Below are 15477 nucleotides of genomic sequence, written 5' to 3'. Positions count from 1 at the left end.
CGGATGCGGGCGTTCCCAATCATGCCCCGGCTACGCCCAGAGCAGAATGCCCCTGGAAGTGACGGGGATCACAGGGGAAGTGCCGGTCAACCCGCTGTGCCTGGCAAGCTTGTACGCGTACAAACGGAAGTGACGTTAAGCTGCGTACGCGTGTTCGATTGATAAGTGGGAGCTGGGTGTGACTGCGGTTCGCGCGGAGACGGGGTACACCGCCCGTCATCTCTCTGTGCTCGAAGGCCTCGAGGCCGTCCGCAAGCGCCCGGGGATGTACATCGGTTCCACCGACACACGCGGTCTCATGCACTGCCTGTGGGAGATCGTGGACAACGCGGTAGACGAGGCGCTGGGCGGCTTCTGCACCCGGATCGAGGTCGAGTTGCACCGCGACGGCTCGATCGAGGTGCGCGACGACGGGCGCGGCATCCCCGTCGACGTCGAGCCCAAGACCGGCCTGGCCGGAGTCGAGCTGGTCTACACCAAGCTGCACGCGGGCGGCAAGTTCGGAGGCGGCTCCTACGGCGCTTCGGGCGGTCTGCACGGCGTGGGCGCCTCGGTGGTCAACGCGCTGTCCTCGCGCCTCGACGTCGAGGTCGACCGCGACGGCCGGATCCACCAGATCAGCTTCCGGCGGGGGGTGCCGGGCCTGTTCGACGGCGACGGCCCAACCGCGAAGTTCCGCAAGAAGTCCGGCCTGCGCGACGGCGGCGCCGTCCCCGGCAAGGCCACCGGCACCCGCGTCCGCTTCTGGGCCGACCGCCAGATCTTCCTGCCCGAGGCCGAGGTCTCGCTCGACGAGATCCACGTGCGGCTGCGCCAGACGGCCTTCCTGGTGCCGGGGCTCACCCTCGTCGTACGGGACAGCCGGGGCGAGGAGGAGGCGGCCGAGGAGACCTTCCGCTTCGACGGCGGCATCAGCGAGTTCACCGAGTTCCTCGCCCGTGACGAGGCCGTGTGCGAGGTCCTGCGGCTGCAGGGCGTGGGCCACTTCCACGAGACCGTCCCCGTGCTCGACGACCAGGGCCACATGACGTCGACGGAGGTCGAGCGGGAGCTCACCGCCGACGTCGCGATCCGCTGGGGCAAGGGCTACGACACGACCGTCCGGTCCTTCGTGAACGTGATCGCCACGCCGAAGGGCGGCACCCACGTCGCCGGCTTCGAGCGGGCGCTGGTCCGCACGGTCAACGAGCAGCTCCGGGAGACCCGGCTCCTGAAGAACGGCGACGAGCCGGTCACCAAGGAGGACATCCTCGAAGGCCTGACCGCGGTCGTCACGGTGCGGGTGCCCGAGCCGCAGTTCGAGGGCCAGACCAAGGAGGTGCTCGGCACCGCGGCGGCCAGCCGGATCGTCGCCCATGTCGTCTCCCGGGAGCTCAAGGCGCTGTTCGCCAACCCCAAACGGGGACAGAAGCAGCAGCTGCGCGCGGTCCTGGAGAAGGTCGTCGCCGCCGCCAAGGCCCGGATCGCGGCGCGGGAGCACCGGGACAACCAGCGGCGCAAGTCCGCCCTGGAGAACTCGGCGCTGCCGGCCAAGCTGGTGGACTGCCGCAGCGACGACGTGGACCGCAGCGAGCTGTTCATCGTGGAGGGCGACTCCGCGCTGGGCACCGCGAAGCTGGCCCGCGACTCGGAGTTCCAGGCGCTGCTGCCGATCCGCGGCAAGATCCTCAACGTGCAGAAGGCGTCGGTCGCCGACATGCTCAAGAACGCCGAGTGTGCCGCGATCATCCAGGTGGTGGGCGCGGGCTCCGGGCGTTCGTTCGACCTCGCGTCCGCCCGGTACGGCAAGATCATCCTGATGGCCGACGCGGACGTGGACGGCGCGCACATCCGGTGCCTGCTGCTGACGCTCTTCCACCGGTACATGAAGCCGATGGTCGAGGCCGGGCGGGTGTTCGCCGCGGTGCCGCCACTGCACCGCATCGAGGTCACCAACCCGGGGCGCGGCCAGGACAAGTACGTCTACACCTACAGCGACGCCGAACTGCACAAGGTCCTGCGCGACCTGGAGCGGCGCGGCAAGCGCTGGAAGGACCCGGTGCAGCGCTACAAGGGCCTCGGCGAGATGGACGCCGACCAGCTCGCCGAGACGACGATGGACCCCCGCCACCGCGTCCTGCGCCGGGTGCGCATCGAGGACGTGGAGGAGGCCGAGCGCATCTTCAGCCTCCTCATGGGCAGCGACGTGGGCCCGCGCCGCGAGTTCATCATCGGCAGCGCGGCCGAGGTCGACCGCGACCACATCGACGCCTGACCCGGCGCCCGCACGGTGGGCGCGGGTTCATCTTCGCCTGGTCAGCATCGCTGGGCGCTGAGGAAGTCGACCTCCGGGTGGTAGCTCACGCTCTGGCAGAAGTAGCTTCCGGACGGGATGGTGACGGTCCCGTAGGGGCCGGCGCCCGACCCGGTGCAGCCGCTGCCGAAGATGTAGTAGCCCAGCAGGTCGGACAGAAGGTACCGGGTGCCGCTCGTGCAGGTGTAGTTGGCGTCCAGGGCCGCGGCGGGGACCGCGCTGAGGCCGGTCACCAGCACGGCGGCGGCGCAGATCGTGAGCGCGCGTTTGAACGGAGCGTTCATGGGGGGTGTCCTTTACCGGGGAGGGAGGTGCGGACGCCTGCATCCCTACCCGGCCGGCTCCGGACCGATCCGCCGCGCGGTGTCCGCAAGCGGTCAGTCCCCGGACCCGGCCATGACCACCGGAGGCCGCGTCAGGGCTTGACCTCGCGCAGGCGCCCGGTCTCGACCTCGTAGACGAAGCCCCGAACCGAGTCCTTGTGCGGGATGAACGGGTCGGCCGTGATCCGGTTGATCGACTGGATGACGTCCGCGTCCAGGTCGGGGAACGCTTCGGCGGCCCAGTCGGGCCTGATCCCGACCTCGGCCTCGATGTCCCGCCGGAAGCCGTCGTCGGTGAAGGTCAGCATGCCGCAGTCGGTGTGGTGGATGAGGATGATCTCCCGGGTGCCGAGCAGGCGCTGGCTGATCGCCAGGCTGCGCCGCTCGTCGGCGGTCACCACCCCTCCCGCGTTGCGGATCACATGGGCGTCGCCTTCGCCCAGCCCGAGCAGGCCGTACACATTGAGCCGGGCGTCCATGCAGGCGAGGACCGCCACGCCCCGGGCGGGCGGCAGCGGCAGGTGCCCCTTGTCGAATCCGGCGGCGTACCGCTCGGCGTTGGCGAGGAGTTCGTCGGTGACGCTCATGTGCTGCCCTTCCCGATCGCTGACATGGTCGACCTCACCTTTGCCGGTTATTCCTACCAAGTCAATAGGTAAAGTTGCGGAGAGTGAGTGGAGGGCGACCGAGCGCCCGGCTTTCCGGTGCGGACCTGTGTGGCGTTCCGGTTCCGGGGGGTGGAACAGGCGGAGTCATCCCGGATATGGTCCTTGTTGCGAGGGCTCGCCGAGGCCCGCGACAAGGGCGACTACGCCGCGCTGGTCGGGCTGGAGAAGATTCTCGCGTTCAACCTGTCCGGGCACGTGCTGCACTCGATCTTCTGGAACAACCTGTCCCCGGACGGCGGGGACCGCCCCGACGGTGAGCTGGCCGCGGCGATCGACGAGCACTTCGGTTCCTTCGACGCGTTCGCCGGACAGGCGTCCACGGCCACGAAGACGGTGCAGGGCTCCGGCTGGGGCGTGCTGGCCTGGGAACCGCTGGGTGGGCGGCTGATCGTGGAGCAGGTCTACGACCACCACGGCAACGTCGGGCAGGGCTCCACCCCGATCCTGGTCTTCGACGCCTGGGAACACGCCTACTACCTGCAGTACCGCAACGTGCGCCCGGACTGCGTCGACCGGCTGTGGAATCTCGTCGACTGGGCCGACGTCACGGCCCGCTTCACGGCCGCGCGGGCGGCCGGCCCGGCGATTCCCGGCCTGCGATGACCCACCCGGACCCGGCCCGGCTTTTCGAGCACGGCCAGCAGGCCGCCGGCGTCATCGCCGCCAAACACCGCGGCGACCTCGCAGGCGCAGAAGCGCTGCTGGCCGGCTTCCCCGACGACCAGGCGCGATTGCAGGGATTCTGCCTGCTCGCCGAACTGGCCCTGTCCCTGGTTCGGGCGCAGGCCGGGCAGAGCATGGACGACCTGGTGCGGGAGCTCACCCTGCACATGGCGGCGGTGGCCCTGGAGCCGCCGCCGGGAACCGCCGCGGCCTGAGGCGCGGGCGCCGGTGCGATCCCGATCGCACCGGCCCTTTCTGTTGCCCCGTCGCTCACCCTGTCACCCATCCCGTCGGCGAACCTGACGGGTGATGACTCGGGCCTTCCGGAGGGCTCAGCCGTTCTCGATTTCCAGCGTGCTGACCCGGTTGCGGGCCTCCAGCATGCCCTCCCGGTAGCGCTCGTCCCAGTCGGGATCGTTGTCGGCGATGGCTCGGACCGTCTGCCGGGTCAGCTCCACCGGGCCGTTCCTGCCGGGCGCGACCTTGCGCACCACGATCAGGGTCCACCCGTTCTCCATGACCGTGTCGGCCTCCCAGCGGGCAGGGCCGCCAACGTCCCGCCGGGACGCCGTCCCCGACCGGCGTACGACCGCGAAGAGCAGGTAGAGGAGCACGGCGAGCACGATGAGCGTCACCGGAAGGGTCAGCAGGCGCATCGGATCACGACCCTGTCACTTGGTGGGCGGAGTTACTTGGTGGGCAGAGCGACGCCACCAGTATTGCCCGGCGCGTAGACCGTGATGCCCTGGGGAAGGGCCTTCAGCTTCTCGATCTCGGCGCACGTGGGGCACTTGTTGTAGCCGTCCTGCCGGGCCTTGTTGGCGTCCGCCTCGGCGCGGGCCTGGGCGACCTTCGCCTGCGCCTCGGTGACCTTCGCGAACGCCGCCTGCGCCTGGTTCACCGCCTCCTGGACCTCCGTGGGCAGGGTCACCCGGGAGAGGTTGAAGTGGATGCCGGTGAGGAAGTCGGCGCCGAGGGTCGCCTTGAGGTCCTCGGCCAGGCTCGTGTTGACCGCGTTCTGGATCTTGGCGATGTTGGCGTTGTTGCCCTGCTGCGGGGTGCCGCCGCCCTGCTGGCTGCTGTTGTTCTGCACGAGGGCGCAGGAGGAGACGAGTTCGGCGCAGCGGAAGTTGTTGATCTGGGTGCGCAGGTCGTTGTCGATCACCGGCCGGATGATCTGGTCGAGGAACGCCGACCAGCCCTCGTCGCCCTGCCAGGGGTAGTAGGTCCCGCCGTTGGTGCTGCGGAATTTCCGCGTGCCGAACTTGTCGTCGAACGACTTCAGCGTCTGGTGATCGAGGTTGAGGGCGAAGTAGAGCGTGCCCTCGATGCCCATGTTGACGCCGTCGCCGCTCGGGACGTTCACGACGTCGACGCCGGACCTCTCGCCGTGGCCGCTGTCGGAGGTGATCGTGTAGAACCGCTGCTGGGCGGGGTAGCGGTGCATCTGCGACCACCAGCCGATCCAGGTGACGCCGGAGCCGGGGTCGATGATCTGGCGGACCCTGTTGTCGTCCAGCGGTCCGCCGTCGCGGACGACCGCCACCTCGCCGCCGGTCGTGCGGTCGAAGCCCTGGAAGGCGCCGTACAGGGCAGGCACGCCGATCACGATGAGCGCGAGGATCAGGACGACGGTGAGCCCGCGGAACGACCGGCGGGAGGCGCCGCCGGACGCGGCGGAGGGGGTGCGGCTGGGCATATGTGCTCCTGGGGGTGGAGTGGCGAAAGGTACCTAAGTTACGTCAGTCGCCAGGAGAACGTCGAAGCCGTCATCCCGGGTTCCGTCCTCGCGCCGGCCGCGCCCCCCTCCGTACGGCGGGGTCAGAGCTCGATGGGCTGGAGCCTCCCCGTGTGCACGTCGTAAAGCGCGCCGCCGACGACGAGATCCTTGGGCAGGTACGGGCTCGACTTGATGCGGGTGATGTCGTGCCGCAGCGCCGCCGGCTGGTCGGGAACGGTCTGGAACTCCAGGCTGCGGGTGTCGATGCCGTGCTCCTCGGCGAGGAGGTTGTGGACGTCCTCGTCGGTCGACTTGGACATCCGGCAGTCGGTGTGGGGCATCACCAGGACCCGGTTCACACCGAGCAGGTAGACGGCGAGGACGAGGGTCCGCAGGACGTCGTCGGTCACCCGGGCGCCCGCGTTGCGCAGGATCTTCGCGTCGCCGGCTGTCAGGCCGAGCAGTCCGAGCGGGTCGATGCGGGAGTCCATGCACGTCACCACGGCGAGGCCGCGCGCGGCCCGGCCCGTGAGGCCGGAGTGCGAGAACGTGCTCGCGTACTTCTCGTTGGCGGCCAGGAGATCATCGAAAGCACCGGTCATGTGACAGATGTTGCCCGATCCCCTTTCGGCGGTCGGCGCGGGGGTAGCGGATTTCCCTCTCCGTGTCGCCTGGCCCTCGCCACGACACCGGTATACAGTTTTCACTGGTGTTGCAATGGAAGGAGAAAGATCCCTCATGAGCGGTGTCGCGCGGATGCGCACGGTCGTGCTCGACTGTCCGGAACCAAAGGCCCTGGCCGCCTTCTACGCGGAGGTGCTGGGCTGGAAGATCGCCTACGAGGAGGGAGACGAATGGGTCACGCTCGCCGGTGCCGACCAGGTCCGCGTCGGCTTCCAGCGCGTGCCGGACTACCGGCCCCCACAGTGGCCCGGCTCCGAGCACCCCCAGCAGTTCCACCTGGATCTGACCGTGGACGACATGGCCGAGGCGGAGAAGCGGGTGCTCGCCCTGGGAGCGGTCAGGCACGAGCACCAGCCGGGCGAGGACGAGAACTGGACGGTCTTCCTCGACCCCGCCGGGCACCCGTTCTGCCTGATCCCGTCGGACTGACGGCTCAGCCGGGAGTGCCGTCGGCGGCCTCCTCCCGCGGGGCGCGCGCGAGGCGCCGCAGGACGAGGAGGCCGCCGACGGCCGGCACCCATGCCAGGACCCTGCCGGTCGGGTCGCATCCGGCGTCGCGGGCGGCGGCCACGACCACGAACAGGTACGCACAGCCGTGCAGGGGGCCGACGAGCGAGGAGACGGGCCGCAGGTGCGCGGTGGCCAGGTTGGCCAGGAGGACGGCCAGGGATCCCAGCTCGACGGCGGCGGCGGCTCGCAGGGCGGGACGAGGGCGCGACATGGTCAGACTCCCGTGGTCGAGCCGGGACGGACGATCATCAGCACCGTGACGGCCGCCCACAGCAGGTTGAAGACACCGGTCAGCATGGCGAGCCTCGCCACGTCGCGGCCGGTGCCCGCGGGCGGGGGATCCCCGGCGGTGAGCCGGGCGAGGACGGCGTCCTGACGCGGCAGGACCGCCAGCGCCAGGATCGCGGCCGCCGCGGCGGTGAGCAGGACGGACGCCACCACCCACGCGTCACGCAGCACGCCGAGACCGCTCGCGGTGGCGAACCCGAAAACCGGTACGGCCAGGCCCACGAGGGCGTAGACACGGCAGACGCGGTGCAGGACGCGGAGCGCGGCCTGGTCGGCGGCCATCACGCCTCGCACCGGCGCGCCCGGATGCGACAGGCGCCGCGCGGCGGCGGGGAACATGCTCGCGGCCACGGCGACCGGGCCGATCGCGAGGATCGCGGCGAGGACGTGGACGGCCAGGAAGAACGCGGTCATCGTGCGCGGGCCCCGGCGGCGGACGGCGCGAGGCCGTCCAGGGGGCCGGACCTCTCGGACAGCGCGAACTGGGCCGGCATCGGCATCTCTCCTTGTCGTCGGTGTGCGGTCACCAACCGTAGGAGCACGGCCGCCTCCATCCCAGAGGCGAGAACGCCAAAGACCAACGGATTCTCGCCAATGGCCTTCACCTGGTCACCGGCACCGGCTCGCCGGATCCACCGCTGGCGGGATTCCGTCTATCGTGGCGATTGTGCACACCGTGGCGATCCTGGCGCTGGACCGTGTCGTGCCGTTCGACCTGGCGACCCCCATCGAGGTCTTCGGGCGCACCCGCCTGCCGGACGGCCGGCGGCCCTACCGGGTGCGGGTGTGCGGGCCCGCCCCGGAGGTGGAGACCGAGACGTTCGCCCTGCGCGTGCCGTACGGGCTGGACGCGCTGGCCCAGGCCGACACCGTCGTCGTCCCCGGCTGCTCGGAGCGGGCCGGTTTGCCCCCGCCCGAGGCGCTGGAGGCGCTGCGCGACGCGGCCGCGCGCGGCACCCGCCTCGCGTCGATCTGCGTGGGCGCGTTCACGCTCGCGGCGGCCGGACTGCTGGACGGACTGCGGGCCACCACCCACTGGGTGGCGGCGCCTGAACTGGCCCGGCGGTTCCCGCTGGTGGACGTTCGGCCGGACGTCCTGTACGTGGACAACGGGCAGGTGCTCACCTCCGCCGGGGCGGCGGCCGGACTCGACCTGTGCCTGCACATGATCAGGCGTGACCACGGCTCGGCCGTCGCGGCCGACGCCGCCCGCCTGTCCGTGATGCCGCTGGAGCGGGAGGGCGGCCAGGCCCAGTTCATCGTCCACGAACATCCGCCGGTGCCCGGCGGTTCGCTGCTGGAGCCCGTGCTGGCGTGGATCGAGGACAACCTCGGCCGCGACCTCACCCTCCGGGAGATGGCGGTCCACGGCGGGATGAGCGAGCGGACGTTCAGCAGGCGCTTCCGGCAGCAGACCGGCACCACCCCGCTTCAGTGGCTGCTCCGGGCCCGGGTCCGGCGGGCGCAGTACCTGCTGGAGAACACCGGCCACAGCATCGAGCGCGTCGCCGCGCAGGCCGGGTTCGGCTCGCCCACCGCGTTCAGGGAGCGGTTCAAGCGGGTGGTGGGGACCACGCCGCAGGCGTACCGCTCCTCCTTCCACGGAGGCGCTGCCGTCCCCTGAACGGCGGCGCCCCGGCGGCTCCTCACCGGCCGCGGCCCACGCGAGCGGATCCTCGCCTCGAGCGTTTACGCGAGCGGGTCTTCGCCGCCCGTGTCACCGGTCGTGGCCATGCCGCCGTCGGTGGCGGCGGTCTCCTCGTCGTCGCCGCCCGCGCCGAGCGCGCCGCCGATCGCCGCGATGGCGTGCACGAGGCGCACGCCCGAGCCGTCGCGGCGGCCGATCTCCTCCGGCAGCGGCACCGGCCTGCCGTTCGACGAGACCGCCTTCACCGGCGCGGGCCCGGCGTAGGCGAGCAGCAGCACGTCCTCGCCCTTGAGGAAGCGCTGGGCGCGCACGCCGCCGGTCGCCCGGCCCTTCGGGGGGAAGTCGGCGTAGTCGGAGACCTTGCCCGCGCCTATCTGGGTGCCGGGCAGGGCGGTGGAGGAGCCGGCGATCGTCACGACACGGGCCTCCAGGGCGGGATCGACGGCGCCGAAGAAGACCACCCGGGCATCGCCCTCCAGGCGCACGCCGGCCATGCCTCCGGCGGGACGGCCCTGGGGCCGTACGACGGAGGCGGAGAAGCGCAGCATTTGAGCGTCCGAGGTGATGAAGACCAGGTCGTGATCGGCCGAGGTGAGCTCCACCGCGCCCACCACCACGTCGCCGTCCCGCAGCCCGATCACCTCGAACTCGTCGCGGTTGACCGGGTATTCGGGCACCACCCGCTTGACCACGCCCTGGCTGGTACCGAGCGCGAGGCCCGGCCCGTCGGGATCGAGCGAGCCGAGCCCGACGACCTTCTCGTCCGGTTCGAGCGAGACGTACTCCGACACCGGATGCCCGCCGGCCAGGGAGGGCGGGTTGGCCGAGGGCGGCAGGGCGGGCAGGTCGAGCACCGAGACGCGGATGACGCGGCCCTTCGAGGTGACCACGCCGACCTCGCCGCGCACGGTCGAGCGGACCACCGACACCAGCACGTCGTGCGCCGTCCGCTCGCCCTCGCCGGAGATCGGCGAGGCGTCGGTCGTACGGGCGAGCAGGCCGGTGGACGACAGCATGACCAGGCAGGGGTCGTCGGGCACCTCCAGCGGCACGACGGCGGCCCTGGCGGCGTCCGACGACTCCAGCAGGACGGTGCGGCGCGGTGTGCCGTAGGTCTTGGCGACCTCGGCCAGCTCGGCCGACACGACCTTGCGCAGCCGGTCCTCCGAGCCGAGGATCTCGTTCAGCTCGGCGATGTCGGCCTGGAGCTGCTCCTTCTCCCGGTCGAGCTCCAGCTTGTCGTAGCGGGTGAGGCGCCGCAGCGGGGTGTCGAGGATGTAGTTGGCCTGGATCTCGCTCAGCGCGAAGGTCTCCATGAGCCGGGCGCGGGCCTGCGCGGAGTCGTCCGACCCGCGGATCACCTGGATGACCTGGTCGATGTTGAGCAGCGCGACGATGAGGCCGTCGACCAGGTGGAGCCGTTCCTCGCGCCTGCGCAGCCGGTACGCCGAGCGCCTGCGCACCACGTCGAGCCGGTGGGCCACGTAGACCGAGAGCAGCTCGCGCAGGCCCAGTGTGCGCGGCTGGCCGTCGACCAGCGCGACGTTGTTGATGCCGAAGGTCTCCTCCATCGGCGTGAGCCGGTAGAGCTCCTCCAGCACGGCCTCGGGGTTGAAGCCGTTCTTGATCTCGATGACCAGGCGGAGGCCCTTGTGCCGGTCGGTCAGGTCCTTGAGGTCGGAGATGCCGGTGAGCCTCTTGGAGGTCACCAGCTCCTTGATCTTCGTCACGACCCGTTCGGGGCCGACGTTGAACGGCAGTTCGGTGACGACGATGCCCTTGCGCCTCGGGGTGACCTGCTCGACCGTCGCCTTCGCCCGCATCTTGAACGTGCCGCGCCCGGTCTCGTACGCGTCCCTGACGCCGCTCAGACCGATGATCATGCCGCCGGTCGGCAGGTCGGGGCCGGGCACGAAGCGCATGAGCTCGTCGAGCGTCGCCTCCGGCTTCCTGATGAGGTGCCGGGCCGCCGCGACGACCTCCCCGAGGTTGTGCGGGGCCATGTTGGTGGCCATGCCGACCGCGATGCCGGAGGCGCCGTTCACGAGCAGGTTGGGGAAGGCCGACGGCACGACCGTCGGCTCGGTCTCCTGACCGTCGTAGTTGGGCTTGAAGTCGACGGTCTCCTCGTCGATCGACTGCACCATCAGCATCGCCGCCGGGGCGAGCCGCGCCTCGGTGTACCGCATCGCCGCGGGGGAGTCGTCGGGGGAGCCGAAGTTGCCGTGCCCGTCCACCAGCGGCAGGCGCATCGAGAACGGCTGCGCCAGCCGGACGAGCGCGTCGTAGATTGCGGTGTCGCCGTGCGGGTGGAGCTTGCCCATGACGTCGCCGACCACGCGGGAGGACTTGACGTGCCCGCGGTCGGGGCGCAGGCCCATCTCGCTCATGGAGTAGAGGATGCGCCGCTGGACGGGCTTGAGTCCGTCGCGCGCGTCGGGCAGCGCGCGCTGGTAGATCACCGAGTAGGCGTACTCAAGGTAGCTCGCCCGCATCTCGGCGGAGACGTCGATGTCGACGATCCGCTCCTCGAAGTCCTCGTCCGGCGGAGGTGTCGTCGTGCGTCGGGCCATGTGGATTCCTGCGTGTCGAGGAGCCGGGCCCCGGCCGTCGGGACCGGGGAGGGGCGAACGTCGGGCGTGAACATCGAACATTCTGCCGAGAGTTCGCCATGTTCGCGACTCACCACCCTACTGCCGGGCCCGTGCCCTCCGTTCCGGCTTCGCCGGTGCGCCCGGGCGTACGGCCGCCGCCGCGTGCCGGTTTCCCTGATCACAGGGGTGTCCGGGCATGCGATCGGGGACGCGGCGTCAGGTGCGGGGACCGGCGCCGGGCCAGGGGCCGGGCGTCTCGCCCTCGTCCTCGTCGCCCGGCGCGTTCAGCTTCTCGTCGTAGACGCGGAAGCCCCGGGCCCGGTAGTTGGCCAGCGCCGCCGGGCCGTCGAGGGAGCAGGTGTGCACCCAGACCCGCCGGGCGGGCTCCAGGCCGGGCCACCGGCTCGCGATGTCCCAGGCGCGTGCCGCCGCCTCGCCGAGCAGCCATCCGCCGAGCCCCTGACCGATCGCGTACGGCAGCAGCCCGAAGCTGGTGATCTCGACGGCGCCGTCGCGCGCGACGAGTTCGGCGTATCCGGCGGGAGTGCCGCGCGTCCAGGCCACCCAGGTCTCGACCCCCGGCCGGTCGAGCCAGTCCTTCCACTGCTTCCAGGTCCACGGCAGCCGATTGGTCCACTGCCAGTCGCCGCCGACCGCCGTGTAGAGGAACCGGCCGAACTCGGGGCTGGGCACCTCCGCCCGGACGATCTCGGCGGGGAGCGCGGGCTTCCGGCCGGGGCGCAGGTCGGAGGGGCTGGTCTGTTCGAGGTACCACGTGGTGACGTCCATAACGGGGCTCATCCAACCACGGCGCCCGCCGGCCACTTCGTGCTCGGGGCCGAAACGGTCGGCCGGACCTGGTACCAATGGGCGGGTGAGCGAAGAAGAGGTGACGCTGCGGGAAGAGGCCGAGGCCCGGCTGCGGGCGCTCGCCGGAGACCACGCGCGGCTGCGCGACGACCAGTGGGCCGCCATCAAGGCCCTGGTCATGGACCGCAGGCGCGCGCTGGTGGTGCAGCGCACCGGCTGGGGCAAGTCGGCCGTCTACTTCATCGCGACCGCGCTGCTGCGCGAGCTCGGCGAGGGGCCCACGGTCATCGTCTCCCCGCTGCTGGCGCTGATGCGCAACCAGATAGACGCCGCGGAGCGGGCCGGCATCCACGCGGAGACGATCAACTCGGCCAACCCCGAGGACTGGGAGAAGGTCTACGGCCAGGTGGCCGAGGGCATGGTCGACGTGCTGCTGGTGAGCCCCGAGAGGCTGAACAACCCCGACTTCCGCGACCAGGTGCTGCCCGAGCTGGCCGCGAGCGCCGGGCTCCTGGTGATCGACGAGGCCCACTGCATCTCCGACTGGGGGCACGACTTCCGGCCCGACTACCGCAGGCTCCGCACCCTGCTGGCCGAGCTGCCGCCGGGCATCCCCGTGCTCGCCACCACCGCCACCGCCAACGCCCGGGTCACCCGCGACGTCGCCGAGCAGCTCGCCGTCACCCAGGAGTGGGACGAACTGCCCGGTGGCGAGGTGTTCGTCCTGCGTGGCCCGCTGGAGCGCGAGAGCCTCCACCTGAGCGTCGTACGGCTGGGCGGGGCCGGCCAGCGGCTCGCCTGGCTGGCCAGGACGCTCCACGACCTGCCGGGCTCCGGCATCGTCTACACGCTGACCGTCGCCGCGGCCCAGGAGATCGCCGCGTACCTGCGCGAGCAGGGCCACCCGATCACCGCGTACACGGGGCAGACCGAGGCGGCGGACCGGCTGGCGGCGGAGGCCGACCTGCTCGGCAACCGGGTCAAGGCGCTGGTGGCGACCTCGGCGCTCGGGATGGGCTTCGACAAGCCCGATCTCGGCTTCGTCGTCCACGTGGGCGCTCCGGCCTCGCCCGTGGCGTACTACCAGCAGGTGGGCCGGGCCGGCCGCGGCGTCGAGCGGGCCGAGGTCATCCTGCTGCCCGGCCCGGAGGACAAGGAGATCTGGGCCTACTTCGCCTCGCTCGCCTTCCCTCCGGAGGGGGTGGTGAGGGCGACCCTGGAGGCGCTTTCGCAGGAGGGCGTGCTGTCCACCCCCGCGCTGGAGACGAGGGTCGACCTCAGCCGGAGCCGCCTGGAGATGATGCTCAAGGTGCTCGACGTGGACGGCGCCGTCCGCCGGGTCAAGGGCGGCTGGGAGGCCACCGGCGAGCCGTGGAGCTACGACACCGAGCGCTACGCCAGGGTGGCCGCCGAGCGCCGGGCCGAGCAGGAGGCGATGCTCGGCTACATCACGACCACCGAGTGCCGGGAGCGATACCTGCGCCGCCATCTCGACGACGAGACGGCCGAGCCCTGCGGCCGGTGTGACAACTGCACCGGCGCCCACCGGTCCGCCGAGGTGCCGGAGGAGGCCGTACAGGCCGCTCGGCAGCGGCTGGCGCGGCCCGGCGTGGAGATCGAGCCGCGCCGCCAGTGGCCCACCGGCCTGCCCGACCTGAAGGGGCGGATCAAGCCGGAGCTGTGCGCGGAGCCGGGCCGCGCGCTCGGCCGCCTCACCGACATCGGCTGGGGCACCCGGCTGCGGGAACTGTTCGCCGCGGGTGACGGGCCGGTCCCCGACGACGTGTTCGCCGCGGTCGTCGAGGTGCTGAAGTCGTGGGAGTGGGCGCGGCGCCCGGTCGGCGTGGTCGCGGTGCCCTCGGGGTCGCGGCCGGTGCTGGTCGGGTCGCTCGCCGAACGGCTGGCCCAGGTGGGCCGCCTGGAGCACCTCGGCGCGCTCGGCTACCGCGACGGGTCACCGGCGGCCAGGCACAACAGCGCCCAGCGGGTGGCGGCCATCCGGGGGACGCTCGCGATGCCGCGCGAACTCGCCGCGCGGATCGCCGCCCTCGACGGACCGGTGCTGGTGGTGGACGACCGCGTCGACACCGGCTGGACGATGGCGCTCGCCGCCGCCCAGATCCGCCACGCGGGCGCTCCCGCCGCGCTTCCCCTCGCCCTCGCCGTCACGAACTAGTTCCGGGACGGCCGACCGTCACCGGCCAAGGTGCGACGCCGAGGCCGGCGAGGGCGCACGGGGTGGCGCGCCGGGTCCGCTTCGGCTAGAGGCGGGGACGGGCGCCGAGGTTGGAGATGCACCGGGCGGCGAGGGCGTTGCCCGCGGCCAGGGCCTCCGGGGCCGGCTTGCCGTCCAGCCAGACCGGCAGGAAGCCGGCGGCGAAGGCGTCGCCGGCGCCGGTTCCGTCGACCACCCGGTCGACGACCTCGGCCGACGCCCTGACCGGCTCGGGGCGGGTGTTGGAGTACCAGAGCGAGCCCTCGGCGTTGACCTTGATCACGACCTGGGGGAACCAGGCGGTCAGCACCTTCGCCGCCGAGGCGGGGTCGTCCCTGCCGGTGAGCACCTTGGCCTGGTCGCCGTTGGCGAACAGCAGCTTCGCGCCGTCGGTCCACTCCAGGAACGGCTCGGCGCCGGTCCGCTCCAGTGGGGCGGAGGAGGCGCAGTCGACGGAGATCGACATGCCCGCCCGGCGGGCCATGTCGAGAGCGGCGAGACCGGCGTCGCGCGATCCCTCGTTGATCAGCGTGTAGCCGGACACGTGCAGGTGGCCGCCGGAGGTGAACAGGTCGCGCGGCAGGTCCTCGGGGGACAGCGCGGCGTTGGCGCCCGGGTCGGAGAGCATGGTGCGCTCGCCCTTGTGCGTGACGAGGACGACGCAGGTGCCGGTCGGCCGTTCGGGGTCCATGACGAGCCGGGCGTCCACGCCGTAGCCCATGAGCTCCATGTCCCGGTTGCGGCCGGTGATGTCGGCGCCGCGGCGGCCGATGAAGGCCACCTCGGAGCCCTCCACGGCCAGCCAGGAGGCGATGTTGGCGCCGGATCCGCCGCCGTGCATGGTCACGACGGCAGGGGTGTCGCTCGCCCTCGCGAGAGGGAACTTCGCGCGTGCGACCGCGTCCGTCATGAGATCGCCCACCACGACGACCCGCGTCATGCTGTCACCACCTTGCCGACTGGCTAATGGAGGCGAGCCAGGCCCGAGGAGGGGCGGCGTCCGCTCCGTGCTGTAGAGGCTGACGCCCAGAAACCTAACAGCTTCCAGGGGCGCCGTGGGT

At 71.6% G+C, this 15477-nt stretch carries 16 protein-coding genes; 6 read left to right on the top strand and 10 right to left on the bottom strand.

Going from position 1 to position 15477, the window contains the following annotated elements:
• The first annotated feature begins 178 nt into the window (after positions 1–178).
• Positions 179–2254, top strand: a complete 2076-nt coding sequence (locus tag F5972_RS07305; RefSeq protein ID WP_191909981.1) for a DNA gyrase/topoisomerase IV subunit B — start codon at positions 179–181, stop codon at positions 2252–2254.
• Between the two features lie 41 nt (positions 2255–2295).
• Here the strand turns inward: F5972_RS07305 and F5972_RS07300 are convergent, their stop codons facing one another.
• Both F5972_RS07300 and F5972_RS07295 read right to left on the bottom strand, forming a co-directional pair.
• Positions 2296–2577, bottom strand: a complete 282-nt coding sequence (locus F5972_RS07300; RefSeq protein ID WP_150932315.1) for a hypothetical protein — start codon at positions 2575–2577, stop codon at positions 2296–2298.
• 131 nt (positions 2578–2708) lie between these two features.
• Positions 2709–3203: a beta-class carbonic anhydrase gene (locus F5972_RS07295; RefSeq protein ID WP_150932313.1), complete on the bottom strand. Its 495-nt coding sequence runs from the start codon at positions 3201–3203 to the stop codon at positions 2709–2711.
• Between the two features lie 183 nt (positions 3204–3386).
• Here F5972_RS07295 and F5972_RS07290 point away from each other — a divergent pair, with 183 nt between their 5' ends.
• The gene (locus F5972_RS07290) at positions 3387–3887 is read left to right on the top strand and encodes a superoxide dismutase (protein ID WP_225311232.1); all 501 of its coding nucleotides are present in this window, start codon (positions 3387–3389) and stop codon (positions 3885–3887) included.
• The gene (locus tag F5972_RS07285) at positions 3884–4162 is read left to right on the top strand and encodes a superoxide dismutase (protein ID WP_150932309.1); all 279 of its coding nucleotides are present in this window, start codon (positions 3884–3886) and stop codon (positions 4160–4162) included. The genes F5972_RS07290 and F5972_RS07285 overlap by 4 nt, the downstream gene beginning before the upstream one ends.
• A 117-nt stretch (positions 4163–4279) precedes the next feature.
• Here F5972_RS07285 and F5972_RS07280 read toward each other — a convergent pair whose 3' ends face one another.
• The 3 genes from F5972_RS07280 to F5972_RS07270 all read right to left on the bottom strand — a co-directional run bounded on the left by F5972_RS07280 (position 4280) and on the right by F5972_RS07270 (position 6269).
• The gene (locus tag F5972_RS07280) at positions 4280–4603 is read right to left on the bottom strand and encodes a hypothetical protein (protein ID WP_150932307.1); all 324 of its coding nucleotides are present in this window, start codon (positions 4601–4603) and stop codon (positions 4280–4282) included.
• A gap of 32 nt (positions 4604–4635) precedes the next feature.
• A complete protein-coding gene (locus F5972_RS07275; RefSeq protein ID WP_150932305.1) occupies positions 4636–5646 on the bottom strand; it encodes an SPFH domain-containing protein in 1011 nt (336 codons plus the stop codon).
• Positions 5647–5768: 122 nt separating this feature from the next.
• Complete coding sequence (locus tag F5972_RS07270) at positions 5769–6269, bottom strand: beta-class carbonic anhydrase (RefSeq protein WP_150932303.1); 501 nt, start codon at positions 6267–6269, stop codon at positions 5769–5771.
• Between the two features lie 136 nt (positions 6270–6405).
• Between F5972_RS07270 and F5972_RS07265 the strand changes: the two genes are divergently transcribed.
• Positions 6406–6780: a VOC family protein gene (locus tag F5972_RS07265; protein WP_150932301.1), complete on the top strand. Its 375-nt coding sequence runs from the start codon at positions 6406–6408 to the stop codon at positions 6778–6780.
• 4 nt (positions 6781–6784) lie between these two features.
• Here F5972_RS07265 and F5972_RS07260 read toward each other — a convergent pair whose 3' ends face one another.
• Entirely contained in the window at positions 6785–7072 is a 288-nt protein-coding gene (locus F5972_RS07260) for a DUF3817 domain-containing protein (RefSeq protein ID WP_150932299.1), read from the bottom strand.
• A 2-nt stretch (positions 7073–7074) separates the two neighbouring features.
• The gene (locus F5972_RS07255; protein WP_150932297.1) at positions 7075–7563 is read right to left on the bottom strand and encodes a hypothetical protein; all 489 of its coding nucleotides are present in this window, start codon (positions 7561–7563) and stop codon (positions 7075–7077) included.
• Between the two features lie 253 nt (positions 7564–7816).
• On the opposite strand from F5972_RS07255, the gene F5972_RS07250 reads away from it, so the two are divergent.
• Positions 7817–8773 carry a helix-turn-helix domain-containing protein gene (locus F5972_RS07250; protein ID WP_225311266.1) on the top strand — a complete coding sequence of 319 codons (957 nt, stop codon included), beginning with the start codon at positions 7817–7819 and terminating at the stop codon, positions 8771–8773.
• A gap of 65 nt (positions 8774–8838) precedes the next feature.
• Here the strand turns inward: F5972_RS07250 and F5972_RS07245 are convergent, their stop codons facing one another.
• Together F5972_RS07245 and F5972_RS07240 are read right to left on the bottom strand one after the other, a co-directional pair.
• Positions 8839–11370 carry a DNA gyrase/topoisomerase IV subunit A gene (locus tag F5972_RS07245; protein ID WP_150932293.1) on the bottom strand — a complete coding sequence of 844 codons (2532 nt, stop codon included), beginning with the start codon at positions 11368–11370 and terminating at the stop codon, positions 8839–8841.
• A 237-nt stretch (positions 11371–11607) separates the two neighbouring features.
• Positions 11608–12180, bottom strand: coding sequence for a GNAT family N-acetyltransferase (locus F5972_RS07240; RefSeq protein ID WP_150932291.1), 573 nt, complete (start codon positions 12178–12180; stop codon positions 11608–11610).
• Positions 12181–12265: 85 nt separating this feature from the next.
• Between F5972_RS07240 and F5972_RS07235 the strand changes: the two genes are divergently transcribed.
• Positions 12266–14377: a RecQ family ATP-dependent DNA helicase gene (locus tag F5972_RS07235; RefSeq protein WP_150932289.1), complete on the top strand. Its 2112-nt coding sequence runs from the start codon at positions 12266–12268 to the stop codon at positions 14375–14377.
• An 85-nt stretch (positions 14378–14462) separates the two neighbouring features.
• On the opposite strand, the gene F5972_RS07230 is transcribed toward F5972_RS07235, so the two are convergent.
• Complete coding sequence (locus F5972_RS07230) at positions 14463–15356, bottom strand: carbohydrate kinase family protein (RefSeq protein ID WP_150932287.1); 894 nt, start codon at positions 15354–15356, stop codon at positions 14463–14465.
• Between the last annotated feature and the right edge of the window lie 121 nt (positions 15357–15477).

The sequence above is a fragment of the Microbispora cellulosiformans genome (genome assembly GCF_008728085.1).
Lineage (GTDB): Bacteria > Actinomycetota > Actinomycetes > Streptosporangiales > Streptosporangiaceae > Microbispora > Microbispora amethystogenes.
This window is presented reverse-complemented; position numbering and strand designations above follow the sequence as displayed.